Genomic DNA, 19,152 nt, shown 5'->3' with positions numbered 1-19,152 from the left:
ACCACCCACCCGCCACCACGTATGGGGGACCCATGACAGCCCGCCCCGCCCAGCCGACCGCCACCCGCCAACCCTCCCCGCAAGGCACGTTCGACCACCGCATGAGCGTCTTCGGCACCGACGAGGCCTTCGTCGCCGCCGCCCTCCCCTTCCTCGCCGAGGGACTCGCCGCCCCCGACGAGCCGCCGCCCCTGGCGATCCTCGCCCCCGACAAGCTGGACCTCCTGCGCGACGCCCTCGGCACCGCCGCGAAGGACGTCGGTCTCCTCCCGCACACCGAGTGGTACACCGGCACCGCCGCCAACGCCGTGGCCCGCGCCGCCCGGCACCTCGCCACCCAGGCCGGCCCCGGCGGCCGCTGCCACCTCCTCATGGAACCGGTGTGGAACGGCCGCGCCGGCCGCTCCCCGCGCGAGAGCGCCGAGTGGATCCGCTACGAGGCCCTCGCCAACCTCCTCTTCGCCCCCACGGCGACCACCGCGATGTGCGTCTACGACACCCGCACCGCCGGTTCCGTCGTCGTCGAGGCGGCCCGCCGCGCCCACCCCGACAGCGGCGTCTACGCCGACCCGCTGCGGATCGCCGCCGAGCTGGACGCCGTACCGCTGCCGCCCGTGCCGCACGATTCGGAGCTGCTGCCCGAGCCGGTGCCGGAGGCCGTGCGCGGCTGGGCGGCCGCGCAGGGGCTGGGCGCCGCCGACGCGGAACTGTTCGCCACGGCCGTCGCGGAGGCGGCCGGCCTCGGCCCGGTCACCGGCGCGCTGCTGTGGGGCGAGGCCCCCGGCTGCGTCTGCGAACTGGGCCTGGCCCGGCGCCTCGACGATCCCCTCGCCGGGTTCGTACCGCCCCCGACCGCCACCGGCCCGGAGCCCGGCCAGGGCCTGTGGTTCGCCCGTCAGGTGTGCGCGTACGTCGACATCCGCGCCGCGGCCGGCGGGGGCACGTCGGTACGCCTTCAGTACGGGTGAGCCCCGCAGCCCTTAGACGATCTCCAGAGGCCGGTGCGGCCCGTCCGGCAGTTCGACGGTGATCGGGTCGCCGGGCCGCACCACGCCGCCGCTGAGGACGACGCTCATGATCCCGGACCTGAAGGCCGGCCGGCCGTCCGCGTCCCGCCCGACGACCTGCTTCATCAGTCCCTTCTGGAAGGCGTCGATCTGCGCGCAGGGATTCCGCAGGCCCGTCACCTCGACCACGGCCTCGGCGCCCAGCCGGAGCCGCGTGCCGACCGGCAGTCCCAGCAGATCGAGTCCCCGGGTCGTCACGTTCTCCCCGAGCTGCCCGGCCGCCACCTCGAACCCGGCCTCCCGCACCTCCTCGAACAGCTCCTCGTGGATGAGGTGCACCTGTCGGAGGTTCGGCTGCGAGGGATCCTTCTCCATCCGGAACCGATGCTTCACCGTCACCCCCGCATGCACGTCCCCCTCCACCCCGAGCCCCGCGATCAGCGTGATGCTGTCGCGGTTGGGCTTGGTGAAGGAGTACGTGCCGTTGCTGCTGACGGCGCTGACCGACCTGTCCATCTAGGAAGCCTCTCTCCCCGCTGCTCCTGGTGAATCGCAGGCCAGAGCCTACGGGAGGGCGTCGACATCGACCGGGGCCCGGCCAGGACGGGGGCGGGTACGGAATCGGGTAGTCCTCCCCGTGCGTGACCGGTCCGGGGAGGGCACGCTGTTGTCATGCTGCGACTCTCCGGGGGAGGACCGCTCCCGGACCCCCATCCTCAGTACGGCGCGTACCCCCAACCGCCCTTGGGGGCAGGGCATTCGAGCGTCGAGTACGAGCCCTGGCCCGCCGCCGTCCGGGAGGCCCGCGCGCAGGTGCGCGGGCAGCTGGAGCGGTGGGGGCTGGCGGACCGGGACGACCTGGTGGACACGGCCGAGCTGCTGGTCAGCGAGCTGACCACGAACGCCGTGCTGCACTCCGCGACTCGTTTCCGGCTCACCCTCTTCGCCGCGCACGGCACGCTGCGCTGCGAGGTGGCCGACACCGGCCGTCGTACCCCGGAGGTACGCCAGGCGGGCGGTGCGGAGAGCGGCCGGGGGATGTTCCTGGTGGACGCGCTCGCCCGGCGCTGGGGCTGTCTGAGGGACGGGCCGGGCAAGACCGTGTGGTTCGAGCTCGGCACGTGCGGGTGCGACGGCTGCGGTCGGCGGCAGCCGTCGCACTAGCAATCACTTCGGGTGGAGATCGTGCCCGCCCTCTTGCCGGACCGGGCTCCGTGGGCTTTCTTGACCTTCATGGCGGACACCACGGGAAACCCCACGGACACCGAGGCACCATCCGGCATCGACAACACCTCCCCCCGCAGAGCGAGTTGGAAGCACATCGGCCCCGGCATCGTCGTCGCCGCGACCGGTGTGGGCGCGGGCGACCTGGTCGCCACCCTCATCGCGGGCAGCAACTTCGGCTACACCCTGCTCTGGGCGGCGGTCGTCGGCTGCCTGGTGAAGATCTCCCTGGCGGAGGCGGCCGGCCGCTGGCACCTCTCCACCGGCCGCACCCTCTTCGACGGCTGGGCGAGCCTCGGCCGCTGGACGACGTGGTTCTTCGCCGTCTACGCGGTGATCTGGGGCTTCGTCTACGGCGCGGCCGCGATGTCGTCGAGCGCGCTGCCGCTCCAAGCCCTGTTCCCGGACGTGATGGACCTCGAATGGTGGGGCATCGCGTGCGGACTGGTCGGCCTGGTCTTCGTCTGGTTCAACAAGTACGCGGTCTTCGAGAAGGTCATGACGGTCCTGGTGGGCGTCATGTTCGTCGTCACCGTGTATCTGGCGATCCGGGTCACCCCGAACCTCCCCGACGCCCTGGCCGGCCTGCTCCCCGTCCTCCCCGACGAGAAGGACTCCGTCCTCAACACCCTCGGCCTGATCGGCGGCGTCGGCGGCACCATCACGCTGGCCGCCTACGGCTACTGGGTCAACGCCAAGGGCTGGACCGACACCGGCTGGATGAAGGTGATGCGGCTGGACAACCGCGTCGCCTACGCCACGACCGGCATCTTCGTCATCGCCATGCTCTTCGTCGGCGCGGAGCTGCTGCACTCGGCGAACGTGGCGATCGCGAGCGGCGACAAGGGGCTCGTCCAGCTGAGCGGCATCCTGGAGGCCGAGTACGGCGCGGCGACCGCGAAGTTCTTCCTGATCGGCTTCTTCGCGACCTCCTTCACCTCCCTCATCGGTGTCTGGCACGGCGTCAGCCTGATGTTCGCCGACTTCGTGGCACGGTTCCGGTCGAAGGCGGCGGCCCGCGGCGAGGAGGTCGCCTCCGGCCGGCGGGAGCGGTCCTGGCCCTTCCGCGCCTACCTGCTCTGGCTGACCTTCCCGCCGATCGTCCTGCTCTTCCAGGGCCAGCCCTTCCGCCTGATCATCCTGTACGGCGTCCTGGGCGCGGCCTTCCTGCCGTTCCTGGCGGGCACGCTGCTGTGGCTGCTCAACTCCTCTCGTACGCCGCGTGAATGGCGCAACGGGCTGCTGAGCAACGCGATGCTGGCGCTCGCGGGGCTGCTGTTCCTGGTGCTGTGCGTGAAGCAGGTCTGGGACCAGCCGTGGTCGGAGTTCTTCTGACCCTGCCTCCCCTGCATTCCCTGCCTCTTCCGCCTCCCTGGCCTCTTCCGGCCGCGTTGCTTGAGTTTCTCAAGCTTGAGTTTCGCAAGCACCTCTCCTGGGCTGCGTGCCGATCCCTAGGAGAGGTGCCCGCGCCATGGCCGTGACCGTGCTCGACGACAGGACCGCGCTCGTGCTGATCGACCTCCAGGCCGGCACGCTCGCCGCCCCGACGAAGCCGTACCCGGCGGCGGACGTGGTGGCCCGGGCGGCCGAACTCGCCGACGTCTTTCGGTCCTTCGGCGCCCCCGTCGTCCTGGTCCGCATGGCCACCTCGCCCGACGGCGCCGACGCGGCCCCCGGCCGCGGCGAGGCGGCCCGGCTGGCCGGCGGCCGCTCCCGCCCGTACGACCTCGGCCCGATCGCCGGACCGCTGACCGGCCACGACACGGACGTCCTGGTGACCAAGCGGACCTGGGGCGCCTTCCACGGCACCGATCTCGACCTCCAGCTGCGCCGCCGGGGCGTCACCCAGATCGTCCTCGCCGGTGTCGCCACCAGCCTCGGGGTCGAGTCGACCGCGCGGGCCGCCCACGAGCACGGGTACCACGTCACGTTCGCGGTCGACGCGATGACCGACATCAGCGAGGACGCGCACCGGCACAGCGTGTCGTACCTCTTCCCGCTGATCGGCGAGCCGGGCACGACGGAGGAGATCCTGGGCCTGCTGGCCGGGGCCCGATCCGGGGCCTGAGGGCCGGGGCCCGCCCCCGGTCCGCCTCCCGGTACCGCGCCGTCAGTCCTCGTCGCTCGTCCAACGGGGGCTGAGCGCGATCGCCCGCAACTGCTCCATCGTGAGGGCCGGCTTCGCCCGGGTCGCGTCCTTGTTCTGGTCGCCCGTGTTGAAGGCGCTGACGACCACGCGCATGCCGTCCTTCCGCAGGGTGTCGACGGTCCACATCACGACCCCGGCACGCCCCTTCTCGTCCGGCCCCTGCCGGAGTGCGACCAGTGTGCCGTCGGGGAGGGTCTCGGCGTCCTCGTCGTAGAGCTTGCCGGCGACGTCGGACATGTCGGGCTGCACGTTGACCTGGACCAGGCTCGGGCCCGTGCCGTCGTTGACGACGAAGGAGCCGTATCCGTCCTGGCTGTCGTCCGCGATGCGGCCGATGCCGTTCGGCAGCAGGAGGGCGAGCTTGCGCATGACCACGTAGCCGGCCATGTACGGACTCGACGGCGCGGTCACGGCGGTGGTCGGCCGCTTCTCCTCGGGCATGGCGGCGATGATCCGGCGCCACTCCGAGGCACTGGCCAGCGTCTTCAACTGGGCGGTGGTGAGCGGGGGTTCGGGCCGGGTGACCGGCTCGCCCTTCTCCGCCGGGGCGTTCCACTCGATGACGCTCACATGCTCACCGGCGGGGGTGACCAGATCCGCGCCCCACGACTTCGTCTCCTCGCGGCGGTCGGAATACACGTACCCCTGGTAGACGGTGACCGCCGAGCCGTCGGGCAGCAGACCGCTCTCGCAGCTGTCGAAGTCGCCCTGCCCGCTCTCCGGGCAGGGCATCACCTGGGCCGACGGATCGATCTCCCCCGCGTCCGCCGGGATCCGGTCCAGGCCCACGGAGACGGACCCCTCGCCCTTGCCGTCGTCGAACGCGCCCACCGCGAGCGGCGGCAGCTCCCCGTCCGTGCCCCGGGCCTCCGTCTTGCTGAACTTCCCTTCGGGGAGCAGCTGCCGGAGCGTACGGACCATCTCGTCGGCGGAGACGGCGGAGGCGGCGGAGAGGGCCGGCCCCGCGGTACCGCCGGCGCTCGCGGCGACCGAGGGGGGCCGCGCGTCGGGCGTACCGCCCGCGAGGAGCAGCGTCCCGCCCACCGCCACGAGGGCGAGGGCCGCCGCGCCCCCCACGATCGCGGCGCGGCGCTGCAACTGGAGCCGCCGGCCACGCGCCGCGCCGGCGGCGGTGAGTTCGGTGCGGGGGGAGTCGAAGGCTCCGCCCGCCTGGTGCAGGGCGGTCGAGAGGCGGTCCTCGAAGGGATCGCCGTGCTGGTCTACGGGCATGGGTGAACCACCGTTTCCACGAGCTGGGAATGAATCGAGGTGAGGGGGGTGTGCGGGGTGTGGTGTGTGGTGTGCGTGTGCGGTGTGCGCTCAGGGCCGCACGTAGTCGCCGATGTCCTCGCCGAGCAGCTCCCGCAGCCGGCCGAGGGCCCGGGTGCACCGCGTCCGGACGGCCGCCGAGCTGGCGTTCATCGCGCCGGCGGTCTCCTCGACGGAACGGTCCTCCCAGTACCGCAGGACCACGACCGCCCGGTCCTTCGCGGGCAGCCGGGCCAGGGCCTGGAGCAGGGTGAGCCGCAGCGGGGTGTCGGTACCGCCGCCGTCGGGCACGTCCGGGAACGCCTCCACGGCCCGCTCGCGGCTGCTGCGGCGCCGCCGGTGGGCGAGGAACGTGCGGGTCAGTACGGTCTGCGCGTAGGCGGCCGGGTTGTCGGCGCCCGACACCCGCCCCCACCGGACGTACAGCCTGCCGAGGGTCTCCTGAACCAGATCCTCGGCCAGGTGTGTGTCCCCCGCGGTGAGCAGACACGCGGACCGGTACAGATGCCCGGCGCGCGCCGCCGCGAACTCGGCGTACTCGTCCGCGCGGGCTTGCCTCATGCGTGTTCCCCCCAAGTCGGCTTTCGCTTCCGTCCTCACCTCATTGATGCGATGGGGCCGGGAAATGTTTCAGGGGGACGGAAAGAGGGCGCACAGGGAGGGCGGGGTAGGTTGCCGGGGTGACAGACCAGCCGCCTCCGCCACCGCTCCCGGCAGGCCCCCCGGGCTTCGGCCCGCCCCCGCCGCAGTACCTTCCGGAGGGACCCCAGTACCTTCCGCCCGGCCAGGCCCTGCCCGAGTTCCTGGCGGTCGACAGGCACAACTCGATCGTCGTCGACGCGTCGGGCGTGGCCTTCGAGATGTACGACATCACGGTCGAGTTCGCCTGGCCCGAGATCCGCAGCGTCCACTACAAGGCGAGCGACGACGGCAAGTCCCTCATGGTCGCCGTGGTCCACCTGGACGGCAGGGTCTACGAGGGCGTCGTCCGCGCGAAGCCGAAGGAGCGGTTGCGGGGCTGGTTCGCGCACTTGGCCTGGGTACTGGGGTACTACCGGCCGACGGGCTGAGTCACCACAGGTGGTCGGCCTTGCCCGGCTGCCGTAAGGCGGAGTTCGGATGCCCGTCGCCGGCCGTTCACCCGTCCTGCCGGTCCGGTACACCGAGCCCGACTGGGATACGGGGAGCGAACGACGGCAAACAGGCATGGGCGCAGTTCACAGCCGTGAACTCTTGACCCGTCCGGTGATCCCGGGCTTAGGGTGGCCGCCCCGAGCAGGAGCACCCGACCCATGACCAGCCTGTACGTACGGGAGATCACGCGCCAGGACCATCTGACCCACCTGCGGCGGTCCCCCGACGCGAGCCATCTCCAGATCCCCGAGTGGGGCGACGTGAAGCCCGACTGGCTGCCGGAGAGCGTCGGCTGGTTCGAGGGCGAGGCGATGGTCGCGACGGCGCTCGTCCTGTACCGGCCGCTGCCCGGGACGCGGCGCTACCTCGCGTATCTTCCCGACGGACCCGCGATCGACTGGCGGACTCCCCGGCTGGAGCGTTGGCTGGACCCGCTCGTCGCCCATCTGGAGCGGATCGGGGCGTTCTCGGTGCGGATCGGGCCGCCGCTGGTCGTACGTCACTGGGACGCGGCCACCGTGGCGGCGGGCATCGCCGCCCCCGACGTACGGCATCTGCACGATGTGCCCGCGGCCGGCATCGACGGGTTCGCGCTCGACGCCGCGGAGCGGCTGCGGCGGCTCGGATGGCGGCCCTGCGAGGAGGGCGACGGCAGCGGATTCGGCCTCGGCCAGCCGCGCTACGGCTGCTACATCCCGCTGGCGGGGCGCTCGGTGGACGACCTGCGCGACGCCCTCGCCCCGCACTGGGCACAGTCCTTGCACACGGCCGAGAGGTCAGGCGTCAATGTCGTGTGGGGCACGGCCGCCGACCTGCCCGAGTTCCACCGCCTGTACACCGCGACCGCTGCCCACGACGGCTTCAAGGCCCGCCCGCTGGACTACTTCGCCCGCATGTGGAAGGCCCTGAACGCCGAGGACAACGACCGGCTCCGCCTCTACCTCGCCGAGTACGACGACGAGGTGCTCTCCGCGGCCCTCATGATCAACGTGGGCTCCCGGGCCTGGCACTCGTACGCGGCGTCCGGGCGCCGAGGGCGCCTGCTGCGCCCCAGCAGCGCGCTGTTGTGGCGCATGCTGTGCGACGCACGGGCGGCGGGGGTCGAGACGTACGACCTGCGCTCCGTCACCCCCGCCCTCACCGAGTCCCGTCTCCTCGGCCGCCTCCGCTTCAAGACGGGGACCGGCGGCCGCGCCGTGGAGTACCTCGGGGAGTGGGAACGCCCGGTGGGCACCCAGGGCAAGGTGCTCCAGCGGGCGCTGGGGGTCTATCTCGGGCGCAGGTGACCTGGGCCGCCCTCTGAACGCCTGTCCGTCGGGGCGCTGGTCGACGCCTCGGTCGTCGGCCGGTGCGCCCGCGCGCTGCGCCGGGGCGGCCGCCCGGGGTCCTGAGACCGGTCCCCGGGCGGCCGTCCGCTCACCTCGTGCCGGGGTTCACAGCAGCGCGTGCACGTGCGGCCCCACCGCGTTCGACCACGCGTTGCCCGCGGTCGCGTCCCAGTTCGTCGACCACGTCATCGCGCCCCGCAGGTCGGGATACGTCCGCGACGGCTTGAAGGTGCCGCAGTTCGTGCCCTTCGCCAGGCAGTCCAGGGCGTTGTTGACCACCGTCGGGGAGACGTACCCGCTGCCCGCGCCGCGCGTGGAGGCCGGCAGTCCGAGTCCCACCTGGGACGGGGCGAGGCCGCCCTCCAGCTGGATGCAGGCCAGGGCGGTGAGGAAGTCCACCGAGCCCTGCGAGTAGACCTTGCCGTCACAGCCCAGCATCGAACCGCTGTTGTAGTACTGCATGTTGACGACCGTGAGGATGTCCTTCACGTTCAGCGCGGTCTGGAAGTACCCGTTCGACGTCGACTGCATGTCGATCGTCTGCGGCGCCATCGTCAGGATCATCGACGGCCCCGCCTTCGCGGCCAGCGACCGCAGCGCCTGGGTCATGTAGGTCGGGTTGAGACCGTTCTCCAGGTCGATGTCGACGCCGTCGAAGCCGTACGTCTGCATCAGCGCGTACACCGAGTTCGCGAAGTTCGTCGCGGACGTGGAGTCGTTCACCGACACGGTGCCGCGCTCGCCGCCCACCGACACGATGACCTTCTTGCCGGCCGTCTGCTTCGCCCGGACGTCCGCCTTGAACTGGTCGACCGTGTAGCCGCCGAGGCCCGCGGAGTCCAGGTTGAAGGTGACCGCGCCCGGTGTGGTCGTCGCGTCGGCGAAGGCCACGGCGATGATGTCGTACTGGGCGGGGACGTCCGAGATCTTCTGGACCGTGGCGCCGTTATTGAAGTTCTGCCAGTAGCCGGTCACGGCGTGCTTGGGCAGCGAGCCGCCCCCGCCACCGCCGGTCGCCGTCGTCGTCCCGGTCACCGCCGTCGACTTCACCGACTCACCGGCCGCGTTGGTCGCCGTGACCTGGAAGCTGTACGACGTCGACGCCGCGAGCCCGGTCACGGTCGCCGAGGTGCCGGTCACCGCCGTCACCTTCGTCCCGGCGCGGTAGACGTTGTAGCCGGTCGCGCCGGAGACGGCGTTCCAGGCCAGGGAGACGGACGAGGAGGTCGTGCCGGAGACGGCCAGGCCCGCCGGTGCGGACGGGATCGTCGGGGCGGGGCCGCCGCCTCCGCCGCCGTCGGGGCCGAACACCGAGACGTCGTCGGCGTAGTAGGCCGCCTGGCCGTACCAGCCGTGCGTGTAGACCGTCACGGAGGTGGTGGCGGAGCCCGTGGTGAAGGTGGTCGTCAGCTGCTTCCAGGACGACGAGTCGGGCGTCCAGGTCGAGACGTCCGTGGTGCCCGTGCCGGTCACGCCGAGGTAGGTGTAGCCGCCCTGCACCCAGGCGCCCAGCGTGTACGTCGAGTTGGGCTTCACGGCCACGGTCTGGGAGCACCGGGCGTTGTCCTGCCCGGCCGGGGTCGCCCTCAGCGCGGCCGCGCCGCCGTGCGCGGGGGAGGAGACGGTCGTGCCGCTGCCGGCCGAGCAGGTCCAGTTGGTCAGGCCGGACTCGAAGCCGGCGTTCTTCGCGTTGTTGACATCCGCGGCGGACGCCTGAGCCGCGCCCGCCAGGGTGAGGGCCAGGGCGGCGGTCACCGCTCCCGACCACAGTCGTGTCGATCTTTTATGTGGGGACATGACAACACGGTGGTCCAGACCAATTCCGTTGTCAAGGGATCCGTTTGTGGAGGGCCGGTGTGCGCAACCTGCCCCGATTTGCCGTGACTTGCGCGAAGAAGAGTTCCTTACCGGCTACGGAAAGCTGTTCTCCGGCCACAGGGGCGTGGATACAGTGCTGAGGTAGTCACGCAATGAAGTCACCCCGGTGCACCGGAGTAACCCCGGTGGGCCGGACCGCGGAATCGGGGAGCTGCGCGTGCCAACTGCCGTTGCCGTGACCGGCGCCGACCTGGCGCTGCCGCCGCAGGACGAACGGACCCTGCCCGCGACCGTGCTGGCCGGCCTGGACCGGCAGCCGCTGGACCAGGCGCTGGCCGCCGTCCAGACGCTCGTCGAACAGCACGGGCACGTGGTCGTGGTGTACTCGCGGGCCGTGCCCCCGGCCGTGGAACAGCGCCTGCACACCATCCGCTCGCTCCTGGAGAGCGACCGCATCGCGCTCTTCCGCCCGGACCTGCCCCCGCTCGGAGTCGCGGTCCTCGCCCGCCAGTTGCGCCAGCTCGCCTCCTGCGACCTCGGGCCCGGCGTGCTCGCCTCGGCCGGACGGCTGCTCACCCACTACCTCCACGCCGGCGCGCTGCTCGGGTCCGTCGCCCGCCTCGACCGCGTCCCCGTGGTCGGTCTGAAGTCGCATGCCAGATCATGGGTCCCGGGCAGTCAGTTCGGTGTGCTCGCCCATCCGCAGCCCGAACTGGTCAAGGCCGCCCCCGACGTCACCCTGCCGGGACCCGAGTTCGGCACCTGGCTGCTCGTCGGACGCGGCCAGCTCCAGTCCGACTGGGTCACCGGCACCCTCGCCCCCGCCTGGAAGGTGCAGGGCCTGCGCGAGACCGAGGCCCCCGCCGAGTCCGCCGACTGGTGGGGCACCGGAAAGCTGATCGAGTTCTGCGCCTACCTGCCCGACCTGTCGGTCCTCTACCAGCTGGTCGCCTCGGTGCGGCAGAGCGTCTGCCACTGGTGCGGCATCGACGTCATCGGGGACCGCTGCGTCTTCTGCTCCGCCACCCCGCCGCCCCCCTCCGAACTCACCGCCCGCCCCGTCCGCGCCCTCACCACGGGCTGAGACACCGGACCACCGTTCCGTTCCCGCTCGACCCGACCCCCAACGAGGTTGCACGGTTCATGAACTCCCGTCAGCGCCGCGGCGTGATTCTCCTGCTCCTGTCGGTGTTGTGCGCCCTCGGCGCCTTCGCCGGCGTCCTCTCCGTCATCGACGACGTGAACTCCAAGGTCGGACCCGAGGTCACCGCCTACGAACTCCGCTCCGACGTGGCGCCCTACACCGCCCTCAGCGCGGGCCAGTTCAAGAAGATCAGCATGCCGGAGCGCTGGCTGTCCGAGAACGCCGTCACCGACCTCGCCGCGATCCGCGGCAAGATCGCCGTCACGACGCTGAAGAAGGGCTCCCTGCTCCAGAGCGACATGATCGTCGACCAGCCCGCCCTGCGGCCCGGACAGCAGGAGGTCGCCATCATGATCGACGCGGCGACGGGCGTAGCGGGCAAGATCACCCCGGGGTCCTCGGTCAACGTCTACGCCACCTTCGAGGGCGCCCGTGACAGCGACCCCGACCAGTCGAAGATCATCGTCACCAACGCCCGGGTCCTCGACGTCGGCGAGCTGACCGCCCTCGAACCCGACGCGGACGACCGCGACCGGTCCGCCACCGAGGCCGTCCCCATCACCTTCGCGCTCTCCACCCTCGACGCCCAGCGCGTCACCTACGCCGAGTCCTTCGCCAAGCGCGTCCGCCTCGCCCTCGTGGCTCCCGGCGGCGACACCGCGGTCCCCGAACAGGACCGTACGTACGAACTCGCCACGGACAAGTGAGAGGCCGCCGCCCATGCCCACGAGGATCCTCCCGGCCGTCGGCGACGCGGACGCGGTCCGCGCCCTCACCACCCTGCTCAGCCAGCTCCCGGACGCCGAACCCGTCGCCCCCGTCGCCGACTCCACCCAGCTCGTCGACACCCTCGCCCGGCTCGCCGCCGAGTCCGTCGACGAACTCCCCGAGGTCGTCGTCGTCCATGAACGCATCGGCCCCGTCCCCGCGCTGGAACTGGTCCGCGAGGTCGCCCTGCGCTTCCCGGCGGTCGGCGTCATCCTCGTCACCACCGACGCCGGCCCCGGCCTCTTCCAGGCCGCCATGGACTCCGGCGCCCGCGGCCTGGTCACCCTCCCGCTGAGCTACGAGGAGCTGGCCAACCGGGTCCAGGCCGTCGCCCAGTGGTCCGTCGGCGTACGACGCCATCTCGGCCACGGCGCCGACGTGTTCACCGGCGCCGGCGGCACCGTCGTCACCGTCAGCGGCGCCAAGGGAGGCGTGGGCGCCACCCTCACCGCCGTCCAGCTCGCCCTCGCCGCCCAGGCGTCCGGCCGCCCCACCGCCCTGGTCGACCTCGACCTCCAGACCGGCGACGTCGCCTCCTACCTGGACGTCCAGTTCCGCCGCTCGGTGGTCGACCTCGCCGCCATCACCGACATCTCGCCCCGCATCCTCGCCGAGGCCGTCTTCCGCCACGACAGCGGCGTCGCCCTCCTCCTCGCCCCCGCCGAGGGCGAACGCGGCGAGGAGGTCACCGACCGCGCCGCCCGCCAGATCGTCAGCGCCCTGCGCTCCCGCTACGAGGTCGTCGTCGTCGACTGCGGCGCCCAGCTCGGCGGCGCCGGCGCGGCCGTCGTCGAAATCGCCGACACCGCCCTGCTCGTCACCACCCCCGACGTGGTCGCCGTCCGGGGCGCCAAACGCACCGTCCGCATGTGGGACCGGCTCCAGATCCGCAAGGCCGAGGAGACCATCGTCGTCGTCAACCGCCACACCCGCGCCACGGAGATCCAGCCGCCCCTCATCCAGAAGATCACCGGCACCGCCGTCGCCGCCACCGCGATCCCGGCGAACTTCAGGGAACTCCAGGCCGCCGTCGACGCCGGCCGCGTCCACGACCTCGACGGCAAGGGCGCCGTCCGCCAGGCCCTGTGGGCACTCGCGGCCGAACTGGACCTGGTCAAGGCGCCGGAGACCGCGCTGGTACGCCGGGGCGGACGCGCCCGGGACCGGGGCGCGGGCGGCTTCCGGCGGCGGAAGGAGTGAGCGCCATGACCGGACGCCGGACGCGTGACCGGGGCCAGGTCACCGTCGAGTTCCTCGGCATGACACCGCTGATCATCGTGACCCTGGTCGTGGTGTGGCAGTTCGTGCTCGTGGGATACACGTTCACGCTCGCGGGGAATGCTGCGGACGAGGCGGTGCGGGCGGGGACGGCGGCGCCCCGGGGGGAGCGCGACGCGGCCTGCGAGCAGGCGGGCCTGGACAAGCTGGGGGACGCGTGGAGGGGGAACGCCGAGGTGAGCTGCGGCGGCACCGGCTATGTCACGGCGGACGTCACCCTTCACGTCCCCGTCCTCTTCCCGGGCCTGATCGACTTCCCGTTCCGGGTGCACGGCCACGCCGGCGCCGTAGAGGAAGAGGACGGCGACTGAGATGCCCCACGGACGGAGCAGGCGTGACCAGGGCCAAGTCGCCCTGGAGTACCTGGGCTTCCTGCCCCTGCTGCTGCTGGTCGCCCTGGCCGCCGTACAGCTCGGACTCATCGCGTACGCCGCGCAGCAGGCGGGGACGGCGGCGCGGGCCGGGGCGCGCAGCGCCTCCCTCGACGGCGACGCGCAGGGCGACTGCGCGCGGGCGGTGAGCGGCTGGCTGAGCGTGAGCTGCCCGTCCGCCCACCTGGGCGACGAGGTCCGGGTCACCGCCGAAGTCACGATCCCGTCCGTCATCCCCGGCATCGGGGACTTCGGCACCGCCCGCAAGACGGCCACCATGCCGGTCGACCACTGACGTCCATGAGGAGGAACCGGAGATGAGTCTGCGGGCCCGCATCACCTCCCCCGAGGAGCAGGGCGGCCGGGGCGAGGACGGCCATCTGGTCTCCTCCTACCGGGCCAAGCTGCTGGAGGAGATCGACCTCGCCGAGATGAGCTCGCTCGCGGCCGCCGAGCGCCGGGCGCGCCTGGAGCGGGTGCTCGGGCACATCATCAGCCGCGAGGGCCCGGTGCTGTCGACCGCGGAGCGCGCGCAGCTGATCCGCCGGGTGGTCGACGAGGCGCTCGGCCTCGGCATCCTGGAACCGCTGCTCGAGGACGCCTCCATCACCGAGATCATGGTGAACGGCCCGGACGCGATCTTCGTCGAACGGGCCGGCCGGGTCGAGCAGTTGCCGATCCGCTTCGCCTCCAACGACCAGCTGATGCAGACGATCGAGCGGATCGTCTCGACGGTCAACCGCCGCGTGGACGAGACGAACCCGATGGTCGACGCCCGGCTTCCGTCCGGCGAACGCGTCAACGTGATCATCCCGCCGCTGGCCCTCACCGGCCCCACCCTCACCATCCGCCGCTTCCCGCGCTCCTTCACCCTGCACGAGCTGATCGGCTTCGGCTCCCTCGACGAGCCCATGCTGTACCTGCTCGCGGGCCTGGTACAGGCGAAGTTCAACGTGATCGTCTCCGGCGCGACCGGCACCGGGAAGACCACCCTGCTCAACGCGCTCTCCGGGCTGATCCCGGAGGGCGAGCGGATCATCACCATCGAGGACTCCGCGGAGCTGCAACTCCAGCAGTCGCACGTCATCCGGCTGGAGTCCCGCCCGCCGAACGTCGAGGGCAACGGCCGCATCACCATCCGCGACCTGGTCCGCAACTCCCTGCGGATGCGGCCCGACCGGATCGTGGTCGGCGAGGTCCGCGGCGGCGAGTCGCTCGACATGCTCCAGGCGATGTCCACCGGCCACGACGGCTCCCTGGCCACCGTCCACGCCAACAGCGCCGAGGACGCCCTGATGCGGCTCCAGACCCTGGCGTCCATGTCGGACGTCGAGATCCCGTTCGTCGCGCTGCACGACCAGATCAACAGCGCGGTCGACGTGATCGTCCAGCTCACCCGGTTCGCCGACGGCGCCCGCCGGATCACCGAGATCGCCCTGCTCGACAGCCACGGCGGAGAGCCGTACCGGCTGGCCACGATCGCCCGGTTCAATGCCCGGCCGATGACCCCCGACGGCCGGATCCACGGCGCCTTCGAGTACTTCCCCCTCCCGCGCCGTACCGCCGACCGCCTCTACATGGCGAGTCAGCCGATCCCGCCGGCCTTCGGAGTGGCGCACACGGCACACGAACTGACGACCAGGGAAGCCCGGTAACCGCCATGGACCTCGACGACCTCATCACCCTCACCACCGGCGTGACCCTGCTGACCTGCGCCCTGGCCGTCGCGGGCGTCCACGTGTACGCCAAGGGCCGCGCCCAGCGGGCCGCGCTGGTGGAACGGCTGTCGTACACGGGCCAGGCGCCCCTCACCGGCCGCCGGCGCCGCTTCCGCGACCTGGACCGGCGGCTGCGCCGCACCGGCGCCGGCCGACGGCTGGAGCTGAAGCTGGCGGCCACCGGCCTGGACGTCACGCCCGGCGAGTTCCTCGTGTACATGCTGGCGACGGTGACCGGCCTGTGGCTGGTCGGCCAGGCCGTCCTGGCGCCCTTCTTCGGCCCGCTGGCCGGCCTGCTGGGCATCTGGGCGGCGCTCCAGTTCCTCAACTGGCAGCGCCAGAAACGCATCGAACGGTTCATCAACCAGCTCCCCGAACTGGCCCGCATCCTGGCCAACGCCACCCACGCCGGCCTCGCCCTGCGCACCGCCGTCGGCATGGCCGCGGAGGAGCTGGAGGCCCCGGCGGGCGAGGAACTCGCCAAGGTCGCCAACCAGTTGGCCGTCGGCCACTCCATGGACGACGCGCTGGGCGAACTCGCCGAACGGCTGCCCTCCCGCGAACTGGTCGTCCTCGTCACCACCCTGGTCCTCTCCAACCGCGCCGGCGGCCAGGTCGTCGGCGCCCTGCGCAACCTCACCGAGACCCTGGAGGAGCGCAAGGAGACCCGGCGCGAGGTCCGCACCCAGCTGTCCCAGGTCAGCATGACCTCGTACGCCGTGCCCGCGCTGGGCGTGGGCGCCCTGTTCCTCATGGACAGCGTCTCGGACGGCACCCTGGACCGGATGACCGGCTCGGCGGTCGGCCAGGCCTGCGTCATCGTCGCCTTCGCGCTCTACGCCGTCGGCTTCGTCCTCATCCGCCGCATGTCCCGCATCGACGTCTGAACGGAGGCCCCGGACCATGGAACTGCTGCTCGCACTCGTGATGGGCCTCAGCGTCTGGGGGATCTTCGCCGGGATCCGGATGTACCGGGCCGACGCGAAGCTCCCCGGCGACCTGGCGCTCGCCCTGGAGGTCGGCGCGACCCGCACCAGCGCCGTCGGCTCCCTCGTCGACCGCCTGGGCATGCGCTACGCCCCCGCCGTCCTGCGCCTGATGGGCCCCAAGCAGGTCGCCCGCTACCGCCGCAGGATCGACCTCGCGGGCAACCCGGGCGGCCTGACCATAGACCGCTACGCCGCCCGCCGCGCGGTCTACGGCGCGATCGGCACCGTGGGCGCCCTGGCCGCGTTCCTCCAGGGCAGCCTCTTCACCGCCCTCCTCATGCTGGCCTTCGCGGCCTTCTGGTCCGAGGTCGGCATCTGGTCCGCGATCCGGGTCCGCAAGGACGCCATCGAACGCACCCTGCCCGACTTCCTCGACGTCCTCGCCGTCGTCGTCAGCGCCGGCCTCGGCTTCCGCCAGGCCCTCGACCGGGTCGCCTCCAAGTACGAGGGCCCCTGGGCCGACGAGATCCGCATCACCCTGCGCCAGATGGACCTCGGCATGAGCCGCCGCGAGGCCTTCGAGGAACTGCGCCGCCGTAACGACTCCGAACAGGTCGCCATGTTCGTCACCGCTCTCCAGCAGGGCGAGGAACTCGGCGCGCCGATCGTCGACACCCTCGTCGCGATCGCCAAGGACATGCGCCGTACGGACGCCCAGAACGCCCGCCGCAAGGCGGCCCGCGCGGTCCCCAAGGCCACGCTGATGATCACCACGTTCATGGTCCCGGCGACGATGCTCCTCCTCGGCGCGGGGATGCTGCTCGGCTCCGGCACGGACTTCAGCTCGATCACCGGGGAGTAGGCGGGCGCCATGACGGACGTGACGGCAACCAGCGCGGGCGAGGCCAAGGGCGAGGCCTCGATCCCCCTCCAGGTCAACGCCCTCCAGGCGATGTGCCGCCAGGTCTTCGGCTTCCGCCTCGCCATGATCGCCGTAGCCGCCCCCGCCGCCCTCCTCAACGCCTCCCCGGGCCTGGGCGTCCGCCTGGTCGGCGCGGCCGTGGTCGTCACCTTCATGGGCTCGTACGTCCTCTTCCGCGACTGGGAACGCTTCGGCCCCCTCCTGCTGCGCCACCCCGCCCTGCTGGCCGCCGACACGCTCTTCGGCACCCTGCTGCTGATCTCCGCCGGCCCGGACACCACCCTCGCCTACGTCAGCGTCTGCACCCCGCTGCTGGCCGGCATCGTCTACGGCTGGCGCGGCGCCGCCTGCTTCGCCTCCCTGGAGTCCCTGATCCTGCTGCTGGTCCACGCCACGCTGGAACGGTCACCGGACGTCGGTCTCGCCGAGAAGCTGCTGCTGCCCGGCCTCTGCGTCATCACCGGCGCGGTGGGCTCGACCCTGCGCGGCCTGATGCTCCGCTTCGGCGAGGCCACCCAGGCGCTGACCGCCGTACGGGCCCGGCTCGCCGTCACCGAGGCGCTCGCCGCCGAACGCGCCCGGCTCGCCCGCGAGATGCACGACTCCGTCGCCAAGACCCTGCACGGCGTGGCGCTCACGGCGGACGCCCTGGCCCTCTCGGCGGACCTGGACCCGGCTTTGGTCCGCCGGCACGCGGAACTGGTCGCCCGTTCCGCGCGCCGCGCCGCCGCCGAGTCCCGCGAACTCCTCACGGACCTGCGCCGCGAGCCCGACCCGGCCGACGGCGTGGACGTCCTGCCCGAACTCGCCGCCCGCACCAGCGACTTCGCCGACCGCACCGGCCTGCCGGTCACCTACCGCCCCACCGGCGACCGTACGACGCTCCCCGTCCCGCCGACCGTGGCCCGCCAGCTCCTCACCATCACCGCCGAGGCCATGGAGAACGCCCACCGGCACGCGGCCCCCACCCGGGTCGAGGTCAGCGCGGGCGTCCACGGCGAGCTGCTCACCCTCAGCGTCCACGACGACGGCCGCGGTCTGCCGCCCGGCACCACCCTCGAACACCTGCGCCGCACCGGCCACTTCGGCCTGGTCGGCATGGTGGAACGGGCGGCCTGCGTGGGCGCGCGGATCCGCATCGGCAGCGGGTGCGACGCGCGGGGCACGGAGGTGCGGCTGGAACTGCCGCTGGCGGGGCTGACGGGACGGCCACCACTGTGAACCGATCCCCGATCTTTGGCGCGACGACGAGAGGAGGCCCGGTGCCGAACCCGGACCGGACACCGCAGCACGCCACTTCGCCCGTCCGTGTGATCGTGGCGGACGACAACCCGGTGGTGCGGGCGGGCCTGACCGCCCTCCTCTCCGGGCGCGAGGACATCGCTGTCATCGCGGAGGCCACGGACGGCCGCGAGGCGTACGAGGCCGCCGTCCGCCACCGCCCCGACGTGGTCCTCCTCGACGTCCGCATGCCCGGCGTGGACGGCCTCGCGGCCCTGCCCCACCTCGCGCGGATCGCCCCGGTCGTGATGCTCACCTACAGCCACGAGACGGAGATCGTCCAGGAGGCGCTGCGGCGCGGGGCCGGGGGCTACCTGGTGCACGGGGAGTTCACGGTGGACGAGCTGCTGTCCGCCGTACGGGACAGTGCGCGGGGCAGGGCCCACTTCAGCCCGACGGCGGCGACGGCGGCGCTGGCCCAGATCAGAACCGATGCGACTGCACACGCTGGCCTGGATCCAACTCCCCTATTTTCCCCGACTTCTGCGAAACTGCTTTCGCAACTGCAACCGAATGTGGGACATTCAACGACGGGGGCCTCGCACCGGGAGAGGTTCCGGCTCAGCGCGAGGGAGGCGGAGATCATGGACCACATCGCGTCCGGCATGAACAACCAGCAGATCGCCGCCGCCTGCTTCATCAGCGAGAAGACCGTCAAGAACCACATCAACCGCATCTTCGCCAAGCTCCACAGCAGCAGCCGCTCCGAGGCCGCGGCCAAGTGGCTGGGCACGGCGGTGACCTCATGACCCCCCGCCGCGCCCCCGCCTGGGCCCGCAATTGGGCCCTGGGACCCTCGCGCCGTCCCCCCG

20 protein-coding genes are annotated in these 19,152 nt (G+C 72.2%); 16 read left to right on the top strand and 4 right to left on the bottom strand.

What is annotated here, in order from left to right; genetic code table 11:
- Nucleotides 1-32: 32 nt before the first annotated feature.
- Nucleotides 33-968 carry an anti-sigma factor RsbA family regulatory protein gene (locus ACZ6D7_RS11750; RefSeq protein ID WP_469487556.1) on the top strand — a complete coding sequence of 312 codons (936 nt, stop codon included), beginning with the start codon at nucleotides 33-35 and terminating at the stop codon, nucleotides 966-968.
- A 12-nt stretch (nucleotides 969-980) separates the two neighbouring features.
- Here the strand turns inward: ACZ6D7_RS11750 and ACZ6D7_RS11745 are convergent, their stop codons facing one another.
- Entirely contained in the window at nucleotides 981-1,523 is a 543-nt protein-coding gene (locus tag ACZ6D7_RS11745) for an MOSC domain-containing protein (protein ID WP_469487554.1), read from the bottom strand.
- A 156-nt stretch (nucleotides 1,524-1,679) separates the two neighbouring features.
- On the opposite strand from ACZ6D7_RS11745, the gene ACZ6D7_RS11740 reads away from it, so the two are divergent.
- From ACZ6D7_RS11740 to ACZ6D7_RS11730, 3 genes are all read left to right on the top strand, one after another.
- Nucleotides 1,680-2,171, top strand: coding sequence for an ATP-binding protein (locus tag ACZ6D7_RS11740; RefSeq protein WP_469487551.1), 492 nt, complete (start codon nucleotides 1,680-1,682; stop codon nucleotides 2,169-2,171).
- Between the two features lie 69 nt (nucleotides 2,172-2,240).
- Nucleotides 2,241-3,566: an Nramp family divalent metal transporter gene (locus ACZ6D7_RS11735; RefSeq protein ID WP_469487548.1), complete on the top strand. Its 1,326-nt coding sequence runs from the start codon at nucleotides 2,241-2,243 to the stop codon at nucleotides 3,564-3,566.
- 136 nt (nucleotides 3,567-3,702) lie between these two features.
- Nucleotides 3,703-4,299 carry an isochorismatase family protein gene (locus ACZ6D7_RS11730; protein ID WP_469487545.1) on the top strand — a complete coding sequence of 199 codons (597 nt, stop codon included), beginning with the start codon at nucleotides 3,703-3,705 and terminating at the stop codon, nucleotides 4,297-4,299.
- 42 nt (nucleotides 4,300-4,341) lie between these two features.
- Here the strand turns inward: ACZ6D7_RS11730 and ACZ6D7_RS11725 are convergent, their stop codons facing one another.
- A complete protein-coding gene (locus tag ACZ6D7_RS11725; RefSeq protein ID WP_469487542.1) occupies nucleotides 4,342-5,610 on the bottom strand; it encodes a hypothetical protein in 1,269 nt (422 codons plus the stop codon).
- Nucleotides 5,611-5,700: 90 nt separating this feature from the next.
- Nucleotides 5,701-6,210 (bottom strand): SigE family RNA polymerase sigma factor, encoded by a 510-nt coding sequence (locus tag ACZ6D7_RS11720; RefSeq protein ID WP_469487539.1) that lies wholly within the window; start codon nucleotides 6,208-6,210, stop codon nucleotides 5,701-5,703.
- Nucleotides 6,211-6,329: 119 nt separating this feature from the next.
- Between ACZ6D7_RS11720 and ACZ6D7_RS11715 the strand changes: the two genes are divergently transcribed.
- A complete protein-coding gene (locus ACZ6D7_RS11715; protein WP_469487536.1) occupies nucleotides 6,330-6,719 on the top strand; it encodes a hypothetical protein in 390 nt (129 codons plus the stop codon).
- 222 nt (nucleotides 6,720-6,941) lie between these two features.
- A complete protein-coding gene (locus ACZ6D7_RS11710) occupies nucleotides 6,942-8,069 on the top strand; it encodes a lipid II:glycine glycyltransferase FemX (RefSeq protein ID WP_469487534.1) in 1,128 nt (375 codons plus the stop codon).
- Between the two features lie 147 nt (nucleotides 8,070-8,216).
- Here ACZ6D7_RS11710 and ACZ6D7_RS11705 read toward each other — a convergent pair whose 3' ends face one another.
- Complete coding sequence (locus ACZ6D7_RS11705) at nucleotides 8,217-9,908, bottom strand: chitinase (RefSeq protein ID WP_469487529.1); 1,692 nt, start codon at nucleotides 9,906-9,908, stop codon at nucleotides 8,217-8,219.
- 238 nt (nucleotides 9,909-10,146) lie between these two features.
- Here ACZ6D7_RS11705 and ACZ6D7_RS11700 point away from each other — a divergent pair, with 238 nt between their 5' ends.
- Genes ACZ6D7_RS11700 through ACZ6D7_RS11655 form a run of 10 tightly spaced genes read left to right on the top strand, consistent with a single transcriptional unit; the run spans nucleotide 10,147 to nucleotide 19,089 of the window.
- Entirely contained in the window at nucleotides 10,147-11,013 is an 867-nt protein-coding gene (locus ACZ6D7_RS11700) for a hypothetical protein (protein WP_469487526.1), read from the top strand.
- A gap of 59 nt (nucleotides 11,014-11,072) precedes the next feature.
- Entirely contained in the window at nucleotides 11,073-11,780 is a 708-nt protein-coding gene (cpaB, locus tag ACZ6D7_RS11695; RefSeq protein ID WP_469487523.1) for a Flp pilus assembly protein CpaB, read from the top strand.
- A 13-nt stretch (nucleotides 11,781-11,793) separates the two neighbouring features.
- On the top strand, nucleotides 11,794-13,041 hold the full coding sequence (locus ACZ6D7_RS11690; protein ID WP_469487519.1) for an AAA family ATPase: 1,248 nt from the start codon (nucleotides 11,794-11,796) through the stop codon (nucleotides 13,039-13,041).
- Nucleotides 13,042-13,046: 5 nt separating this feature from the next.
- A complete protein-coding gene (locus tag ACZ6D7_RS11685; RefSeq protein ID WP_469487516.1) occupies nucleotides 13,047-13,430 on the top strand; it encodes a TadE/TadG family type IV pilus assembly protein in 384 nt (127 codons plus the stop codon).
- A 1-nt stretch (nucleotide 13,431) separates the two neighbouring features.
- Nucleotides 13,432-13,785 (top strand): TadE/TadG family type IV pilus assembly protein, encoded by a 354-nt coding sequence (locus tag ACZ6D7_RS11680; RefSeq protein ID WP_469487513.1) that lies wholly within the window; start codon nucleotides 13,432-13,434, stop codon nucleotides 13,783-13,785.
- Between the two features lie 22 nt (nucleotides 13,786-13,807).
- Nucleotides 13,808-15,145, top strand: coding sequence for a CpaF family protein (locus tag ACZ6D7_RS11675; RefSeq protein ID WP_469487510.1), 1,338 nt, complete (start codon nucleotides 13,808-13,810; stop codon nucleotides 15,143-15,145).
- Nucleotides 15,146-15,150: 5 nt separating this feature from the next.
- Entirely contained in the window at nucleotides 15,151-16,095 is a 945-nt protein-coding gene (locus ACZ6D7_RS11670; protein WP_469487506.1) for a type II secretion system F family protein, read from the top strand.
- Between the two features lie 16 nt (nucleotides 16,096-16,111).
- On the top strand, nucleotides 16,112-16,999 hold the full coding sequence (locus ACZ6D7_RS11665; RefSeq protein ID WP_469487501.1) for a DUF5936 domain-containing protein: 888 nt from the start codon (nucleotides 16,112-16,114) through the stop codon (nucleotides 16,997-16,999).
- A 9-nt stretch (nucleotides 17,000-17,008) separates the two neighbouring features.
- Nucleotides 17,009-18,280 (top strand): sensor histidine kinase, encoded by a 1,272-nt coding sequence (locus ACZ6D7_RS11660; protein ID WP_469487497.1) that lies wholly within the window; start codon nucleotides 17,009-17,011, stop codon nucleotides 18,278-18,280.
- 41 nt (nucleotides 18,281-18,321) lie between these two features.
- Nucleotides 18,322-19,089 (top strand): response regulator, encoded by a 768-nt coding sequence (locus ACZ6D7_RS11655; protein ID WP_469487494.1) that lies wholly within the window; start codon nucleotides 18,322-18,324, stop codon nucleotides 19,087-19,089.
- The last annotated feature ends 63 nt before the right edge of the window (nucleotides 19,090-19,152 follow it).

The sequence above is a fragment of the Streptomyces sp. NPDC041784 genome (assembly GCF_055591025.1).
Note: the sequence above shows the minus strand (reverse complement) of the source record. Positions and strands in the feature narration are given on the sequence as shown.